This is a genomic window from Phascolarctobacterium succinatutens CAG:287 (assembly GCF_000434895.1).
GTDB classification, from domain to species: domain Bacteria; phylum Bacillota; class Negativicutes; order Acidaminococcales; family Acidaminococcaceae; genus Phascolarctobacterium_A; species Phascolarctobacterium_A succinatutens_A.
In genome coordinates this window covers 46,811-64,111 of sequence record NZ_FR892814.1, presented here as the reverse complement: position 1 = coordinate 64,111, position 17,301 = coordinate 46,811, and the positions used below count along the sequence as shown (strand labels likewise).

The 17,301-nt window shown below is 48.0% G+C and carries 18 protein-coding genes; 14 read left to right on the top strand and 4 right to left on the bottom strand.

Features of this window, described 5'->3' with window-relative positions:
• Positions 1–3: 3 nt before the first annotated feature.
• The 14 genes from cobJ (at position 4) to BN587_RS11485 (ending at position 13,249) form a co-directional block, all read left to right on the top strand.
• The gene (cobJ, locus tag BN587_RS09200; protein ID WP_009144629.1) at positions 4–735 is read left to right on the top strand and encodes a precorrin-3B C(17)-methyltransferase; all 732 of its coding nucleotides are present in this window, start codon (positions 4–6) and stop codon (positions 733–735) included.
• Entirely contained in the window at positions 732–1,496 is a 765-nt protein-coding gene (cobK, locus tag BN587_RS09195; RefSeq protein WP_021720830.1) for a precorrin-6A reductase, read from the top strand. The genes cobJ and cobK overlap by 4 nt, the downstream gene beginning before the upstream one ends.
• Before the next feature lie 27 nt (positions 1,497–1,523).
• On the top strand, positions 1,524–2,747 hold the full coding sequence (locus BN587_RS09190) for a bifunctional cobalt-precorrin-7 (C(5))-methyltransferase/cobalt-precorrin-6B (C(15))-methyltransferase (protein WP_021720829.1): 1,224 nt from the start codon (positions 1,524–1,526) through the stop codon (positions 2,745–2,747).
• A gap of 1 nt (position 2,748) precedes the next feature.
• On the top strand, positions 2,749–4,110 hold the full coding sequence (locus BN587_RS09185; RefSeq protein ID WP_021720828.1) for a cobyrinate a,c-diamide synthase: 1,362 nt from the start codon (positions 2,749–2,751) through the stop codon (positions 4,108–4,110).
• Positions 4,111–4,146: 36 nt separating this feature from the next.
• Entirely contained in the window at positions 4,147–5,115 is a 969-nt protein-coding gene (gene cbiB / locus BN587_RS09180) for an adenosylcobinamide-phosphate synthase CbiB (protein WP_021720827.1), read from the top strand.
• A 12-nt stretch (positions 5,116–5,127) separates the two neighbouring features.
• Complete coding sequence (locus tag BN587_RS09175) at positions 5,128–6,210, top strand: pyridoxal phosphate-dependent aminotransferase (protein ID WP_303684950.1); 1,083 nt, start codon at positions 5,128–5,130, stop codon at positions 6,208–6,210.
• Positions 6,195–7,322: a 2 3-bisphosphoglycerate-independent phosphoglycerate mutase form gene (locus BN587_RS09170; protein ID WP_021720825.1), complete on the top strand. Its 1,128-nt coding sequence runs from the start codon at positions 6,195–6,197 to the stop codon at positions 7,320–7,322. The genes BN587_RS09175 and BN587_RS09170 overlap by 16 nt, the downstream gene beginning before the upstream one ends.
• Position 7,323: 1 nt before the next feature.
• Entirely contained in the window at positions 7,324–8,856 is a 1,533-nt protein-coding gene (locus BN587_RS09165; protein WP_044484738.1) for a cobyric acid synthase, read from the top strand.
• Positions 8,857–9,387 (top strand): cob(I)yrinic acid a,c-diamide adenosyltransferase, encoded by a 531-nt coding sequence (locus BN587_RS09160; protein ID WP_021720823.1) that lies wholly within the window; start codon positions 8,857–8,859, stop codon positions 9,385–9,387.
• A gap of 36 nt (positions 9,388–9,423) precedes the next feature.
• Positions 9,424–10,053 carry a precorrin-8X methylmutase gene (locus BN587_RS09155; protein ID WP_021720822.1) on the top strand — a complete coding sequence of 210 codons (630 nt, stop codon included), beginning with the start codon at positions 9,424–9,426 and terminating at the stop codon, positions 10,051–10,053.
• A gap of 289 nt (positions 10,054–10,342) precedes the next feature.
• Complete coding sequence (gene xerC, locus BN587_RS09150) at positions 10,343–11,254, top strand: tyrosine recombinase XerC (protein WP_021720821.1); 912 nt, start codon at positions 10,343–10,345, stop codon at positions 11,252–11,254.
• 21 nt (positions 11,255–11,275) lie between these two features.
• Complete coding sequence (codY, locus tag BN587_RS09145; RefSeq protein ID WP_021720820.1) at positions 11,276–12,046, top strand: GTP-sensing pleiotropic transcriptional regulator CodY; 771 nt, start codon at positions 11,276–11,278, stop codon at positions 12,044–12,046.
• A gap of 376 nt (positions 12,047–12,422) precedes the next feature.
• Positions 12,423–12,953, top strand: coding sequence for an Rpn family recombination-promoting nuclease/putative transposase (locus BN587_RS11490; RefSeq protein ID WP_021720819.1), 531 nt, complete (start codon positions 12,423–12,425; stop codon positions 12,951–12,953).
• A 98-nt stretch (positions 12,954–13,051) separates the two neighbouring features.
• Positions 13,052–13,249 carry a hypothetical protein gene (locus tag BN587_RS11485; protein ID WP_303684949.1) on the top strand — a complete coding sequence of 66 codons (198 nt, stop codon included), beginning with the start codon at positions 13,052–13,054 and terminating at the stop codon, positions 13,247–13,249.
• A 50-nt stretch (positions 13,250–13,299) separates the two neighbouring features.
• On the opposite strand, the gene BN587_RS09135 is transcribed toward BN587_RS11485, so the two are convergent.
• The 4 genes from BN587_RS09135 to BN587_RS09120 form a co-directional block, all read right to left on the bottom strand.
• Positions 13,300–13,674, bottom strand: a complete 375-nt coding sequence (locus BN587_RS09135) for a toxin-antitoxin system HicB family antitoxin (RefSeq protein ID WP_044484736.1) — start codon at positions 13,672–13,674, stop codon at positions 13,300–13,302.
• A 161-nt stretch (positions 13,675–13,835) separates the two neighbouring features.
• Positions 13,836–15,452 carry a carbon starvation CstA family protein gene (locus BN587_RS09130; protein WP_021720816.1) on the bottom strand — a complete coding sequence of 539 codons (1,617 nt, stop codon included), beginning with the start codon at positions 15,450–15,452 and terminating at the stop codon, positions 13,836–13,838.
• Positions 15,453–15,721: 269 nt separating this feature from the next.
• A complete protein-coding gene (locus tag BN587_RS09125) occupies positions 15,722–16,219 on the bottom strand; it encodes a hypothetical protein (RefSeq protein WP_021720815.1) in 498 nt (165 codons plus the stop codon).
• Positions 16,220–16,237: 18 nt separating this feature from the next.
• A complete protein-coding gene (locus tag BN587_RS09120) occupies positions 16,238–16,957 on the bottom strand; it encodes a LytTR family transcriptional regulator DNA-binding domain-containing protein (RefSeq protein WP_021720814.1) in 720 nt (239 codons plus the stop codon).
• Positions 16,958–17,301: the final 344 nt, after the last annotated feature.

Here is a 17,301-nt window from a genome sequence, read left to right as displayed (position 1 = left end):
ATAATGGGTAAATTATTTGTTGTGGGCCTTGGCCCCGGCGGCGTAGAGCAAATGACCAAAAGAGCTTACGACGCACTGAAGTCCTGCGATGTTATTGCAGGCTACAATGTATACGTTAACCTGATTAAGGAAGATTTCAAGGAGAAGGAATTCCTCTCCAACGGTATGCGTAAAGAGGTTGACCGCTGCAAGCTGGCACTTGATGAAGCTCTGAAGGGCAAAACCGTTGCTATGATTTCCAGCGGCGACGCAGGCGTTTACGGCATGGCCGGCATTATGTGCCAGGTTGCCAAGGACCACCCTGAAATTGAAATTGAGGTTGTTCCCGGCATTACCGCCGCATGCTCCGGCGCTGCTGTATTGGGTGCACCGCTGATCAGCGACTTCTGCCTGATTTCCCTCAGCGATTTGCTGACTCCGTGGGAAAAAATCGAGAAGCGTCTTGACTGCGCTTCCAAAGGCGATTTCTGCATCTGTCTGTACAACCCTTCCAGCCACAAGCGTCATGATTATCTGCAAAAGGCTTGCGATATTATGCTGAAAAATCAGCCTGGTACCATTCCTGCAGGCATTGTACGCAACATCGGCCGCGATGGTCAGGACTTTGAACTGACTACTCTGGCAGAGCTGCGCGATAAACAGGTAGATATGTTCTCTACTGTTATTATCGGCAACACCCAGACCGAAGTAATCAATGGCCGTATGGTAACCCCGCGTGGTTACAAGCTGGCATGAAACCGGTAATTTGGCTTATCGGTGGTACCAGTGAGGGACGCCGCCTGATTAAGGAGCTGGCTAAGCTGCCGGTGGAGCTGTATGTTTCTGTTGCTACGGATTACGGCGCGTCCTTGATTGAGCCGCAGCCCAGAATGACCGTCATGGCAGAGCGTATGGACCTTGCAGCTATGCGTGCCTTTATTCAGGAGCATCGCCCTGCCTGCGTCATTGACGCTACGCATCCTTATGCTACCGTTGTTACGGCAACGGTGCAGGAGGCCTGCAGCACCGAGCAGGTTGAATATCTGCGTCTGGTGCGTCCGTCGGGCGAGGGCGGCGATTACATTACCGTCCACGATTTTGCGGAAGCCGTCGAGCTTCTGAATCATCTGGACGGTGGCATCTTCCTGACTACCGGAAGCAAGAACCTGCCGGACTTCACCGCTGTGCATGATTACGCCGAGCGTATCGTTCTGCGTATCCTGCCGCTGGAAAGCAGTCTGCAGATTGCCTTGAAGCTTGGTTACAAGCCTGCGCATATTATCTGTATGCAGGGACCGTTCAGCAAGGAGCTGAATGTCGCTATGCTGAAAAAGTATGGCAGCAAGTTCATGGTGACCAAGGATTCCGGTGCTGTCGGCGGCTTTGATGAAAAGGTGGAGGCAGCGGCAGCTGCCGGCGCTAAGCTGATAGTCATCGGCCGTGCACAGGAAGAAACCGGTGCCGGCTATAGTGAGATTGTTGATTACCTCAAGCAGCATTTTGCTGCCGGTAATTGATATAAATAAAAAGGAGGCTTGCTTCCTATGTCGCAAAAATTGCGCGTAAACATCGTCGGTATCGGCCCTGGTAACCCCGATTTGCTGACCGGCGAAGCACGTCAGGCTATTGCCTCAAGTAATATCCTGATTGGCGACAAACGCATGCTGGCTGCTTTTGCAGACAGCAGTAAAACTGTATATGATACAATTAAAACAGCTGCTATTGCTGAGATTGCAGCGCAGGCACAGCCTGAAAAGGATGTGCTGGCGGTGCTGGTTTCCGGCGATGTAGGCTTTTTCAGCCTCGCCAAAACCATCAGCGGTAAGCTGCCGGATTGTGAATGTGTTCGCTACTGTGGCATCAGCAGCCTGGTATATTTTTCCTCCAAGCTGCAGCTGTCCTGGGATGACGCTAAAATCGTCAGCATGCACGGACGCACACAAAACCTGGTAGCGGCAGTTGCCCGTAACAAAAAAGTATTTTCCTTGACCGGCGGAGAAAATTCTCCGCAAAAGCTGTGCGCACAGCTGTGCGAGCATGGTCTTGGTCAGGTTCAGGTCTATGTAGGTGAAAACCTTTCGTATCCTGAAGAAAAAATTACCAGCGGTACGGCGGAAGAAATTAGTGCCTTGGATTTCCCGTCCTTGTCCGTAATGATGATTTTGAACGAGGATGCGCAAAGCTTTACCTCTACCGTACACGGCCTTGCCGATGACCTGTTCCAGCGCAGCAAGGTGCCCATGACCAAACAGGAGGTACGCAGCGTATCGATGTCCAAGCTGCAGCCGAAGGCTACAGATATTATTTATGACATTGGTGCCGGTACAGGCTCCTGCTCCATTGAGCTGGCATTGCTTGCCAGCCGGGGTAAGGTTTGGGCCTTTGAGCGCAACCCTGTTGCTGTTGAGCTCCTCGGAAAGAACAAGGCCTTATTTGGCGTTGACAATCTGGAGATTATTGCCGGTGAAGCTTTGGAAAACATTAAAGCCATGCCTGCTCCCGATTGTGTTTTCGTAGGCGGCAGCGGCGGCGATTTGTGTGAAATGCTGGACGTAATTTATGCCAAGAACAGTGACTGCCGTATTGTAATCAATGCCATTACGGTAGAAACTCTGGCAGAGGTTGCTGCTTATTACAAGGAGCATCCCGCTTACAGTCTGGAAATCGTCAATGTGTTTGTAGCGCGCAGCAAGCATCTGGGCAGCTACAACCTGATGATGGCACAAAACCCTGTATATGTAATGACTGCATTGAAGAAGGAAGATTAACATGGCTGAAGTAAAAGTTCCACGTTTTATGATCAGTGCTCCCGGTAGCGGCAGCGGCAAGACAACTATCGTTTGCGGCCTGCTGAAGGCGCTGATGGAAAAAGGGCTGTCTGTGGCAGCCTTCAAATCAGGACCTGATTATATTGACCCGATGTTTCATTCTCGTGTTATCGGAGCAAAATCCCGCAATCTGGATCTGTTCATGCTGGGGCAGGCTACAACGCGTTATCTGGTGGCAAAAAATGCACGCCATGCGGATGTAGCTGTCTTTGAAGGAGCGATGGGCTTTTACGACGGCATGGGTAAAACCACGGAAGCCAGTGCTTACGACCTGGCCTGCACCTGCGATGTTCCGGTAGTATTGGTTGTCAACGGCAAAGGAGCCGCCTTATCCATTGCTGCGACCATCAAGGGCTTTAAGGAATTCCGCAGTGACAGCCACATCGTCGGCGCTATTCTGAACAATGTTAATCCGATGAGCTATCTTTTCTATAAGGATGTAATTGAACGCGAAGCCGGTGTGAAGCTGTTAGGCTACTTCCCGGTAATGCAGGACTGTAACTTTGAAAGCCGTCATTTAGGTTTGGTTACAGCCGAAGAAATAGGAGATTTACAGCAGATAGTTGCCAAGCTGGCAGCTCAGGTAGCCAAATCGGTTGATTTGGACGGCCTGCTGCAGGTAGCGGCCCAGGCCGCACCGCTTGCGTATGACGAGGTAAGCCTTGAACCCGTCGGACGCATGCGTGTGGCAGTCGCTATGGACAAAGCCTTCTGTTTCTACTATCAGGACGCACTTGACCTCTTAGCTGAGCTTGGTGCAGAGCTCGTACCCTTCAGCCCGATAGCTGATGCGCATCTCCCGGAGAACATCAGCGGCCTTGTATTGGGCGGAGGCTATCCTGAGCTTTACGCACAGCAATTGGCAGACAACAAAACGCTGCTGCAGGAGCTGAAAACTGCCATCGACGGCGGTATGCCTTGTTTTGCAGAATGCGGCGGCTTCATGTATCTGCTGGAGCATTATCGCGACGGCGATAAGCTGTACAGCTGGGTTGGTGCATTGAAGGGCGAATCGGCCATGACTAAAAAGCTGACGCGCTTCGGATATGTGCACCTGACGGCGCAGCAGGATAATCTGCTGTGTCCTGCCGGTGGAACAATCAACGGACACGAGTTCCATTACTCTGACAGCACCAACAACGGTGCAAGCTTTATAGCTGCCAAGGCTTCCGGCCGCGGCAGCTGGGAATGCGCGAATACTACGCCGACTCTTTATGCCGGTTATCCGCACATCCATCTGTGGGGCAATCCTGAATTTGCCCGCAGCTTTATCAAACAATGTGCAGCGTATGCTGCTAAATAGCAGTCGACAGACTGCTGAAAAGGGGAGTTTGCTTAGATGATGACCTTAGGCGCAATTGTAGCAGGTTTTATTTTAGATTTGATTTTCGGTGACCCGCATTGGTTGCCGCATCCAATCTGCTTAATTGGCAATTTAATAGGATTTCTGGATAAAAAACTGCGGCGTATGCTTGCTCCCGGCGAGACAGCATTACTGCTCGGCGGTGCCTTGATGGTAATAATCGTTCTGGTTTTTACCTTTGCCGTGCCGTTTGCTGTGCTGACGCTGGCGGAACAGGTTAACCCCTGGCTGCGTTTTGCTCTGGAAACCGTTATGTGCTACCAGATCTTTGCTACAAAATGTCTGCGTGACGAAAGCATGAAGGTATACACAGCCCTGAAGGATAACGATCTTGTTGATGCAAGACTGAAGCTTTCATGGATCGTTGGGCGTGATACAAAAGAACTTGATGCTGCAGAGGTGACTAAGGGTGCAGTAGAAACCGTTGCGGAAAATACTGCCGACGGCATCATCGCTCCGATGTTCTATATGTTTATCGGCGGCGCTCCTTTGGCCTTTTTGTATAAAGGCATCAATACTATGGATTCCATGGTCGGTTATAAAAATGACACGTATCTTTATTTTGGACGCTGTGCTGCCAAGCTAGATGATTTGGCCAATCTGATTCCCGCGCGTATTACTGGTCTGGTAATGATTGTGGCATCTTATTTCCTTAATCTTGATGCCAAGAGAGCGTGGAAAACATTCTGGCGCGACCGCTATCATCATCTCAGTCCTAATTCCGCAATGACGGAATCAGTTACGGCCGGTGCCTTGAACATCCAGCTCGGCGGCGATCATTTTTATTTCGGTAAGCTCGTCCACAAGGAAACCATCGGCGATGACATCCGTCCGGTGTGCCCCGAGGATATAGTTACCACCAACAATTTACTGTATATGACGGCTGTTCTCAGCCTGTTGCTGTTTTCCTTGATTTTTTTGGTGAACAGTCTTATTTTGAAATGAAGCAGGTAGAAGATGATGTATAAATACGAACACGGTGGAGATATCTATACGGAAAAGCTGACCAAGGATGGTCGCCCCTTCGTAGATTATTCCGCCAATATCAATCCTCTTGGCCTGCCGCTTGGTATAAAGCAGGCCGTTCAACAGGCTTTAAAGCTTTGTATCAACTATCCTGATCCCTTCTGCCGCGAGCTGGCAGAGGTGACCGCAAGCTATCTGCAGCTGCCGCAGGAGTACATTTTCTTCGGTAACGGTGCGGCCGATGTGCTGTTCCGTCTGGCGCTGGCCTTGAAGCCCGGACGTGCACTGCTTCTGGCACCCACCTTTGCTGATTACGAAAAGGCTCTGCGTACGGTAGACTGCAAAATAAGCTATTATAATCTGCAGGAGGCGCGTGATTTTGCTGCTGACAATGATATTGTCGCTGCGATTACGCCTGAAACAGATTTAGTTGTTATCTGTAATCCCAATAATCCTACCGGCCAGCTGACGAGCCGTGAGCTGATGGTGCAGATTCTCGACAAATGCCGTCTGGTAGGAGCCCATCTTTTGATAGATGAATGCTTTATGGATTTTGTCAGTGAGGAAAAGGCCTTCAGCATGCGTGATTTGCTGGCAACCTATCCTGAGCTGATTATCCTCAAGGCCTTCACCAAAACCTTTGCAATGCCGGGCATCCGCTTAGGCTACTGTCTCAGCGGCAGCAGTGAGCTGAACACAGCACTGCATCAGAGCGGTCAGGACTGGAACGTTTCCATTCTGGCGCAGGAGGCAGGCAAGGCTGCTTTAAAGGAGCACGAATATCTGGCTAAATCCTTTAAGCTGATTGAGCAGGAGCGCAGCTATCTGCGTAACCAGCTTACGGCTTTGGGTGCCAAGGTGTACGGCTCGGAGGCCAACTATATTTTCTTTTATCTGCCGCAGCCGGAAAATCTTCCGGAGCTGCTGCATGAGCGTGGCTATCTGATACGTTCATGCGCCAACTACCACAACCTGCAGGCAGGCTATTATCGTATCGCGGTCAAAACGAGAGTGCAGAACCGCGGTTTAATCAAAGCACTTAAGGAAGCAATAAAAACATGCGCTCTTTACTAGTATTAATTGATGGCTTAGGTGATTCCCCGATTCCTGCATGGCAGGGACAGACTCCCTTTGAGCATGCGGTGCATCCTGCGATGGATGCGCTGGCTGCTTCCGGGACACTTGGGAGCCTCAGCATATGTGAAAATGACATCATTCCCGAAAGCTGCAGCTGTATTCTGCGGCTTCTGGGTGTAGATAAAAAGGATATACCGCATAACCGTGCTTATCTGGAGCTGTTGGCGCACAACCGTGATATTTCTGAATATGAAATGGTGCTGCGCTGCAATCTGGCTGCTGTTGATGCTGACGGCCGTCTTGCTGCCTTCAACGGGCAGGGGCTGACGCCGCTTGAGATGCAACAGGCTGCCAAGCAGTGTGACGGTATCCTTAAAGATATAGAATTTATCCATCTATCTGAATATCGTAATCTTTTAGTGATGAACAAGGAGGCCGGCGTGCTGAACTGCGCTGTAGAGCCGCCGCACGAAAGTGTAGGCGGGGATGTAAGCGCTTTGCTGCAGGAGCTGCGCAGTAAGTCCTTGTCCATTAACTATTTTTTGCAGGAGTCGGCAAAACGGCTGCAGCCCTTTGCCCGTGATGGCCTGCAATATATTCTGTATCCCTGGGGACCTTCAGCCCGCCAGGTGCTCCCTTCCTTCGACAGTCTGCACGGACTGCGCGGTGGGGCGGTGTGCAAGGCAGAGATTGTCAGCGGCATCGCCAGAGCCTTGGGCATGGATGTAATAACACCGCCGAATGCAACCGGCGATGTTGATACTGACATTATGGCGAAGGCTGAAGCAACGCTTGCTATGCTGCAGCAGGATGATTTCGTTATTGCACATTTCAACGGCAGTGACGAGGCTTCGCACCGCTATGATTATCAGGCTAAGGCTGATTTTATCAGCAGGATAGATGCCCAGTTTTTACAGACTATAGCAGCAAAGTATCATGAACCACTGAAGCTTATCATCTGCGGCGACCACGTTACCAGCTCGGTAACAGGCAAGCACGGTGATGGCTGCACGCCTGTGATTGCAGGCTATCTTAATACCACAGGTCACAGTATCAGGCTGCAAAGCTATCGTGACATACTGGACTTTTTGATGAAAGAGAGTGATTAAAGTGGCAAAAGCACTTATGATAGTAGGTACCATGTCCAATGCAGGCAAAAGCCTGGTAACAGCAGGTTTATGCCGTGTATTCAATCAGGACGGCTACAAGGTAGCACCGTTCAAATCCCAGAACATGGCGCTGAATTCCTTTATCACCGCCGAGGGTGCGGAAATGGGACGCGCACAGGTTGTGCAGGCTGAAGCAGCCAACATTGAGCCCAGCGTACTGATGAATCCTATTCTGCTGAAGCCTACCAGCGACAGCGGTTCCCAGGTTATTGTCAACGGCGAAGCAATCGGTACCATGAAGGCCGGCGAATATTATGCAATGAAGCATACCTTGCGCCCGGAGGTACAGAAGGCGTTTGACACGCTGGCTTCCAAATTCGATATCGTCTGCATCGAGGGTGCAGGCAGCCCGGCGGAAATCAACATCAAAAAGGACGATTTTGTCAACATGGGCATGGCTAAAATGGCTAAGGCTCCTGTGCTGCTGGTAGCAGATATTGACCGTGGCGGCGTTTTCGCTTCCATCTACGGCACGCTGATGCTGCTGGAGGACGACGAAAGAGCCATGGTTAAGGGTGTTATCATCAACAAGTTCCGCGGTGACGTAGAAATCCTGCGCCCCGGCCTGAAGATGATTGAAGAAAAAACAGGCGTACCTATCGTAGGCGTGCTGCCGATGCTGAAGGTTGATATCGAGGATGAGGACAGCCTTTCCGAGCGTATCAGCGGCCGCAGCGAGGTTAAGCTGATTGATATTGCAGTTGTACGCATTCCGCGTATGTCCAACTATACAGACTTCAACGTATTCGAGCTGATTCCCGGCGTATCCCTGCGCTATGTAACAAGTGTACGCGAGCTGGGCCAGCCGGATATGATTATTATCCCCGGTACCAAAAATACCACCGGCGACCTGAAATGGCTACGCCAGAGCGGTATGGAGGCTGCTATTTTGAAGCATGCTAACAGCGGTACCGTAGTGTTCGGTGTCTGCGGCGGTTACCAGATGCTGGGCAAGCAGATTTCCGATCCGTACGGCGAAGAGGACGGCACCGGCAAGGCCAACGTTACTCCTGGCATGGGCCTGCTGAACATTGAAACCACCTTTATCGAAAAGAAACGTACCATCCAGATGGCCGGCAAATTCGGCAAGGTGCAGGGCATTTTCTCCGCACTGAGCGGTCAGCCGCTTTATGGCTACGAGATTCACTCCGGTGTAACCGAATTCCCGGAGGAGGCAGCACTGACCTCTATCAGCCCGATTCACGAGGATGGTGAGATTATGGCTGAAGGCTCTCAGAACACCGAGGGCAAGCTCAATGTTTACGGCACTTATGTACATGGCGTTTTTGACGGCGATGGCATTGCCGTAAAGATTGTCGAAGCGCTGCTGGCCAAGAAGGGCAAAAAGATGGAGGACATCCAGACCATCAACTTTGCGGAATACAAACGTCAGCAATACGATATTCTTGCCGACAGCATCCGTGAAAACCTGGATATGAAGAAAATTTATGAGATTTTGAAAGCAGGTGTCTGAATGAAAGACGGTGGACTCATTCATATTTATTGTGGCGATGGCAAGGGAAAAACTACCGCTGCTATGGGCTTGTCAATCCGCTGCGCAGGCCATGGCAACCATGTGCTGATAGTGCAGTTCCTCAAAAGCAGGCCGACAGGCGAGCTTGCGAGCCTGGCACTGCTGCCGAATATTGAGGTAATGCGCGGTAAGGAAACAAAGAAGTTCACCTTCCAGATGAACGATGAGGAAAAGGCAGAGGTTAAGCGCGAGCACATGGTGCTTTTTGACAAGGTTAAGCAAAAATGTGCTCATGAGCATATCGACCTGCTTATTTTTGACGAAATCATCGGTGCCTGCAATACTGGCGTATTTGACCAGGCTGCTTTGGTCGAGTTTCTGAAGAACAAGCCGCAGGAGCTGGAGGTTGTTATGACAGGACGTAACCCGGCGCCGGAGCTGGTGGAGCTGGCTGATTATGTATCCGAGGTCTGCATGCGTAAGCATCCCTTCAAAAGAGGCATTCCTGCGCGCGTAGGTATTGAAAAATAATTTGCAGTATATCATGAAGAAAGGTAGTGTAAAATAATGCATTTACAAAATGTTTTACCCGCTGACATTGAAAAACGCAGTATGGAAATTATTGGCGAGGAATTAGGCCAAATTCATATTGATGAGGAGAAAATTGATATCGTTAAGCGCGTTATCCATACCTCCGCTGACTTTGATTATGCCCGCAATATGCTGTTTTCTGACGGCGTAGTAGAGAAGGCACTGGTTGCACTGCAAAAGGGTGCTACCATTGTTACAGATACCAATATGGCCTGCACCGGCATCAACAAAATGGGCCTGAGCAAGCTGGGCGCTAAGGCTGTCTGCTTCATGGCAGATCCTGACGTGGCTGCACGTGCTAAGGAGGCCGGCTCCACCAGAGCCGCTGCCTGCATGGAAAAGGCCTGCACCATCGAAGGCCCGGTAATTATTGCCGTAGGCAACGCACCGACTGCACTGGTTCGTCTGGACGAGTTAGTAAAAGAAGGTAAGATTAAACCGGAGCTGGTTATCGGCGTACCCGTTGGCTTTGTAAATGTTGTGGAATCCAAGGAAATCATCATGAAGACCGGCATTCCTTATATCGTTGCCCGCGGTCGCAAGGGTGGCAGCAACGTTGCTGCAGCTATCTGCAATGCGCTCATCTATAAGCTGACTCGCAAATAAATTCTTATTAAGAATTATAATTCATACGCCATAATTGTATATTAAGCTACAATTATGGCGTTAATTTTGACAAAATAGCAAAATAATTTATAATAACTTGACAAATCAGTTTTTATGGTATACGATAGTTTTCGTAACATATGACTGCTGGTTCAAGGATGAAACAGTGCTTTCTTTGGCACTGTTTTTTTCAAGGGTTGTAAAGCTGTTAGAAAATTAGAAAGAATAACAATATTGTCTTGATTCTTGCGGTTTTGTGTGATAAAATAAGTAAAGGTATTTTAAGAAGATGAGTAGAACTAATATTAACTTTCCTGAAAGGTTCTTAACCTATCTGGAGGTTGAAAAAAATTGTTCCTGGCATACTATTGAAAGCTATCAGAAGGATTTAGCTGCTTTTGCCGAGTTTATGTTGCGCCGCAAGGCTAAGCAGGATTTTTTCTGGCAACAGGTAGGTCCTTTAGATGTGCGTGGGTATCTCGCAGAGCTTAACGAAAAGCAGTATGCGCGCAGGACAATTGCACGCAGAATATCTGCTTTACGATCCTTCTTCAAATATCTTGTGCGTGAAGCGGTTATTGAATATAGTCCGCTGACCAAGGTGCGCACGCCTAAGCTGGAAAAGAAGCTGCCAGTTTTTTTAGACGAAATTGAAGTTAACGAGCTACTGATAATGCCTGATAAAAGCAAAGTATTAGGCGTTCGTGATCAGGCGGTGCTGGAGATGCTTTATGCAACCGGCTGCCGTGTATCCGAGCTTGTAGGCCTTACCCTGGAAAGGGTAGACCTCAGCAATCGCTTCGTGCTTTTGCTGGGCAAGGGTAATAAGGAAAGAGTTGTGCCGGTGGGACATACCTGCTGCGCAGCATTAAGCGGCTATTATCCCGTACGACAGCAGCTAATGCTCAAGTATCATGAGGAGCATGAGTTCATTTTTGTCAACAACCGCGGCGGCAGGCTTACGGACCGCAGCGTAAGGCGTATTTTAGAGAAATATATTAATATGCTGGCGCTGCATAAAAATGTCAGTCCGCATACGATACGCCATTCCTTCGCGACGCATCTTTTGGAGCATGGTGCTGACTTGCGAGCAGTACAGGAGCTTTTAGGACATGCGAATTTATCAACAACACAAATTTATACGCACGTTTCAAATGAACATGTGACTAATGTTTACAAGAAGAATCATCCGAGGGCATAATTTTTTTTAGGAGGGAAAAGAATGAAATTGTTGGAAAAGACAAGAAAGATTAACAAGCTCTTACAAAAAGGAGATAAGGTTGAGTTTAACGCTATTGCACAACTGCTGCGTGACGTTATCGAAGCAAACACCTACATCGTAGGCCGTAAGGGCGGCGTAAAGGGTTACGCGCTGATTCACGAGTTTGAATGTGACATCATGCGTGAGCAGGTGCTTGATGATATGCGCTTCCCGGAAGACTATCTGAGCTTCATCATGAGCGTTAAGGAAACATTAGCTAATATTCCTCATCAGAACCAAAACTGTTCCTTTGTTGCTGATACAAAATGTATTTTCAATGGCAAGATGACTACCGTTGTACCTATTTATGGCAATGGTGAACGTCTTGGTACCTTAATTGTTGCTAAATATGATGCAGAGTTTAATGATGACGACCTGCTGCTGGCAGAATATGCTGCTACTGTTTTGGGCGTAGAAATCCTGCATGACCGCGAAGCAGTAGTTTCCGAAGAAATCCGCAAGAAGGCGACTGTACAGGTTGCTTTCTCCACCTTGTCCTATTCCGAGCTGGAAGCTATTGTCAACATCATGGGCGAGCTGCACGGCAATGAGGGCCTGCTGGTTGCTTCCAAGATTGCTGACCGCGTTGGCATTACCCGTTCCGTTATCGTTAATGCACTGCGTAAATTTGAAAGTGCCGGCCTGATTGAGACCAAATCCCTGGGCATGAAGGGTACCTACATCCGCGTGCTGAATCCTATGCTGTTTGAAGAACTGAAGAAGAGATCCTAAGATTTTTGTAAAGCTTCTATATATAAATAACAAAGCCTGTCTGTTGTAACTGTTGTTGCAGCTGGCAGGCTTTCTTGTAAATGTGAATTAAATGGCGCTGCTGGCAGCCGCAACTATCGGTTGCGGCAAGGATGAGCCGAAGCTCAACAATAGCGATATCCTTAAGCAGAAAATGCCTGCTACCTGACGGTTTACTGGAGTTTTTGGTAATTTAAAACCTTTCTAATAATTCTTGACATTATCACGATTATCTGTTAATATAAGACCGTAAGATTTTGCACACCTGCCTGGAGCATGGTCACTGCAGCGTCACGAACGCCTTATGTATTATTGAGTAGTACATAAGGCGTTTTTTATTAAGAAGGGAGTTGAAGTAATGCAGACAAATGAATCAAGTCAAGACAGTGAAATCAAGCATGTCATCCGTAGCCTTTGTATGATGAACAACAGGTTTATGAATTTCATGCTTGACGACAACAAAGAAGCAGCGCAGGTTTTCTTGCGCATTATCCTGGGAGATGATAAAATTAAAGTGAAGAATGTCAGAATACAGAGCTTTATTCAAAACATCTACGGACATTCTTCGCAACTGGATATTTTAGCGCAGGATAGCAAAGGACGTTATTTTAACGTAGAGGTGCAGAGAAGCGATGAAGGCGCACCTGCAAGACGCGCCAGATTTTATAGTAGTATTCTTGATACTCACTTCCTCCAGCCTGGTAAGCTTTACGAAGAGCTGCCGGATACCTACGTGATTTTTATCACAGAAAAGATGTCTTGCACGATAATCTGCCACTGTATAATATCAGGCGCAGAATCGATGAAAATGCGAAATGCTTTGAAGATGGTTCGCACATTATCTATGTTAACAGCCAACGTCGAGATGATACAGCGCTTGGTAAACTGATGCAGGATTTATATTGCACAGAGCCAAAGAATCTGCATTACCATGAATTTGCCGAGCGCATGGAATTTTTGAAATACAGCAAGGAGGGCGAAGCAAAAATGACTGACGTAATTGAAGAATATGCTGCAAGAAAAGCCGAAGCAGTGGCAAAAGAGGCAACTGAAAAAGCACAGGCACGTAACGTTGAATTGGCTAAAGAGCTTTTGAGCGAAGGTGAAAGTATTGAAAGAACAGTCCGTCTTTCTAAACTTTCAGAAGCAGAGGTGCGTGAACTGGCCTCAAAACTGAGTGCGTAATATAACAACAAAGCTCCCCGATACGTTAAATCGTATCGGGGAGCCGTTTTTTAGTGTGCAAGCTTTTGGCCAACAGCAAAGGCCAGCGAGTTGTTGACGAACTGGTTCAGGCTGATGCCCTCACGCTCTGATTCTTCGGCCAGCAGGCGGTGCAGTGTTTTGGGTACACGCACTACGAACCTGCCGCTAAAACGGGGCTTCATATTTGGCTCATTGATGGGCAAACCGCGGTCGAGCATATCTTCAAGCCAGAGACCTTTTACCTCCAAGATATTTTTGTATGCTTCCTCAAAGGTTTCGCCATCACTCCAACAACCGGGGAGCAGGGGGATGCAGGCAAAGTAACCGCCGCCTTCATCTTCGGGAATAACGATGATTTCAACAGGATAGTTTAAGGACATGTAATAGTTAAAGTCTTTTTTCATCTGCTTCACCTTAACCTTTCTAAGATAACGCATCCTTTACTTATCATACTATATATTATATAAAAAATCAATTAGACAAAATCTGTCATAAAAAATGGCTGCTACGAAATTCGTAACAGCCATTGAACACGTTCAGTGTTTAATGCTTAGAGCATATTTGGTTATTTTGCACCACCGAAGAGATACTTTCTTGCTTCCAGGAACAGTGCAATTGCCAGGATGAAGAGTACAGAACCCAATGCAGCGGTAATGATATGAGCTGCCATGTTAGCGAAGATGATTTGTGCCAGTGCAACCAAGGTTACACAGAACATAAATGCCATCGGGATGAGAACCATCAGGTTGTCACGGCCAACGCTCTTCAGCCATACACCGACAGCCAACAGGGAGAGGGCAGCCAACAGCTGGTTAGCAGCACCGAAAATCGGCCAGATGGTGAGGTAGGAACCAAGGGACATATAACCGGACAGTACAACGGTAATCAAAGTAGCAACAAACGGGTTGGTGAGAACATTGCCTTGTGTTTCACCGGTTTTCGGATTAACCTTAGTGAACAGCTCCTGGAAAATGAAGCGGCCCAGACGGGTTGCGGTATCCAGAGTAGTCATAGCGAAAGCGGAGATGGTCAGAGCAACGAAGCCTTTAGCTACGCCGAAGGAGAAGCCGAGCTTGGTCATGAAGGTACCAACGCCATCAGCGAATACGTTTACAGGACCACCGTTTTTCAGCAGCTCGGTCAGCTTGTCGCCGCCAACATAGCCTACAGCAACAACTGCAACTACAGCCAGCACGCCTTCAAGCAGCATGGAGCCGTAGCCGATGAGCTTAGCATTGCCTTCGCTATCGAGCTGTTTGGAGGTAGTACCGGAGGATACCAGGGAGTGGAAACCACTGATAGCACCGCAGGCAACGGTTACGAACAGCATCGGGAACATCGGGTTGGTGCCTTTGCCGGAAGGATCAAAGGTGGTGAATGCCGGCAGCTGCATGGAAGGCTGATAAATTGCGATACCAACCAGAGCGAATGCGATGCAGGCATACAGCAGGAAGGAGTTCAGATAGTCACGCGGCTGCAGCAGAATCCAGACAGGAGCGATGGAAGCAACGAAGATGTAAACCATCAGGATGCAAACCCATACGTTTTTGCTCAGGTGCAGCGGATACATGTTGCCGATAGCGATTGCAACAACCAGCATGATAACACCGATAACGGTGCCTACGCCGAGGCTCAGACCGCAGCGATATACGGAGAAGCCGAAGATAACAGCCAGCACGATGAACAGCAGGGAAGCTGTTGCAGCCTGCGGGCTTGCTACGAAGGTAGCTGCTACGATGTTAGCGAAAGCAGCGATAACAACCAGCAGAGTTACGTATGCGAAAATGGAGAAGAGGAACTTACCGCTCTTGCCCAGAGTTGCATCGATAATCTGGCCGATGGTTTTGCCATCAAAACGGATGGAGGAGTACAGAGCACCAAAGTCGTGCACGCCGCCGAAGAAGATACTGCCGATTAAAATCCACAGCATTACAGGAACCCAACCGAATACAGCAGCGGTGATAGGACCAACGATAGGACCGGCACCGGCGATGGAGGAGAAGTGATGGCCCATCAATACAGCGGGCTTGGTCGGCATATAGTCGATGTTATCGCACAATCTCTCAGCCGGGGTCTTACGGGTAGGGTCAACACCCCACTTTTTACACAGCCAGGAACCATAGGTTACGTAGGCAACAAAGAAGATAACCATTGAGCCTACAAGCAACAATAAACCACTCATAAATAACATCCTTTCTTTCCCTTTTGCATCATTGCAAAATAAACAATTTAGAAAATAATAACTACTAGTGCACTCTATATCTCGTGTGCAACATAGAAATAGTATACCACATTTGCTTCTAATGTCAACGAATTGTCACAGAATTATTTATTAACTTAAAAAAAAGAAAAAGCTGTTAAGATTTGTACAGAATGTGCAAATACTTAACAGCTGTATACGATTTATTTTTTCCTTGGAGAAATAACTTGTCTAGTGTGAAGCGACAAGCATTAAGCTTTGGCAAACTCAAAGAGCGCCTTTTCCTTAGCGCCTGCTTTGTTGCAATAAAGCCTCTGCGCCGGGATGTCTACAATATATAAAGCTAGATCAGACCAGCCCTTCAGGGTGAAGCAGTAGTCCTTGTGCTGCCTGAGCTTCTGCAGGTCTGCAAGAGTTTTGTCATCAACTCCTGCTTCGCAGATAAACACCAGGGCATAGATGCTGCTCATGTGCTCGGTAGTGGTTTTGAGCGCCGCCATAGCTTCCTTGGTGAACTGCAGATAGGGCGCAGCCATTTCTGCAGTGAGCTGCTTGTCGAAGCGTGCCGCATAAAGATATTCGTTGTGCTGCACACTGTAGGTCTTTAAATTAGGTATGATGAAATAGCCTTCGTCCGCAGCGTTCAGCTCTGCCGCAAGGACGAACGCCGGAGCCTTCGGCAAAGGCTTCTTATCGTAATAGTGAGCAAGACGCTGCTCCAATTGCTGTAAATATTCCTGTCCGTTCATTATTGCTTACTTCCTTTGTTATTCATGATCAATATTATCAGCAACCTGCAGGATACAGGCACAAAAACCCTGCTCCGGCTGATAGCAGTAAATGTTGAGCTGTTGGTCTATCTCCGGACTGTAATCGTGGATAAGATGTTTTGTTCCGTTGAGGGCCACATCAGCATAGGTCACCAGCCATTTTTTGTCACCGTTGCGAAAAACCTCATAGAAAGAACGGTTTAGCATTTCTTCTACGGGAACTCCCTCAATGTGTGCCATTTCCTTATTGCAGTAACGGAAAACAAAGTCTACACCATGGCCATTGGCATCAAAAACAAGCTCGATGATGCAATATGCCAGAGGCATGTCATCAAGCAGGGTGCATTTTTCCAGAAAGCTCATGGGTGCTGCCTGCGGCTGTGCGTCCGGCAGAGCATTGATACCCATTTGCTTGCGCAGCTGGCGGTGGGCGCTGAGGTTGCGCTTGCGTCCCTGAAAGGTTTGTCCGTCAGACATGGTATAGACGCCATCGCTGCTGATATTTACGATTCTTGCTTTGTTCACGGCAATTCCCTTGTTGATGTTCAGAAAGGCATCCTCCGGGAAGAGCGCTAGAAGTGTATATACGGGAGCGAACAGCTCAAATTCCTCGCCATCATCCCGATGGATGATGGTTTTGCGGTCACGTCGATAGATATAGAGAATATTATCCGCACAAAGCTCTCTCTTTTTAAGCCACTTGTTCCAGTCAGTCATTTTTTCCTCCGTTTCTAGCATTGGCTGATTTTATTGTTCTAATTATAGCACAGGATGCATGATGAGACAATAAATTATCTTAAAATCAATTTACCGTTGAACTTTAGACGATTCGATTAGCCAATCAACGGCCTAATCACTCATATGATAAAAAAACTTATTAAATTATTGACGTTAAGACAAGATGGTTTTATAATTAAAGTATAAGGTTAAGTATAACCTTATGCTTAACTATATGTTCTGTTTCAATAAATTACTAGAATATATCTTACTGCGAGCAGGCGGTCATAACCTTTAGTTAATTGCTGTTTCGCAGAGGATGCTCTAAGATTAATTTAGAAGAT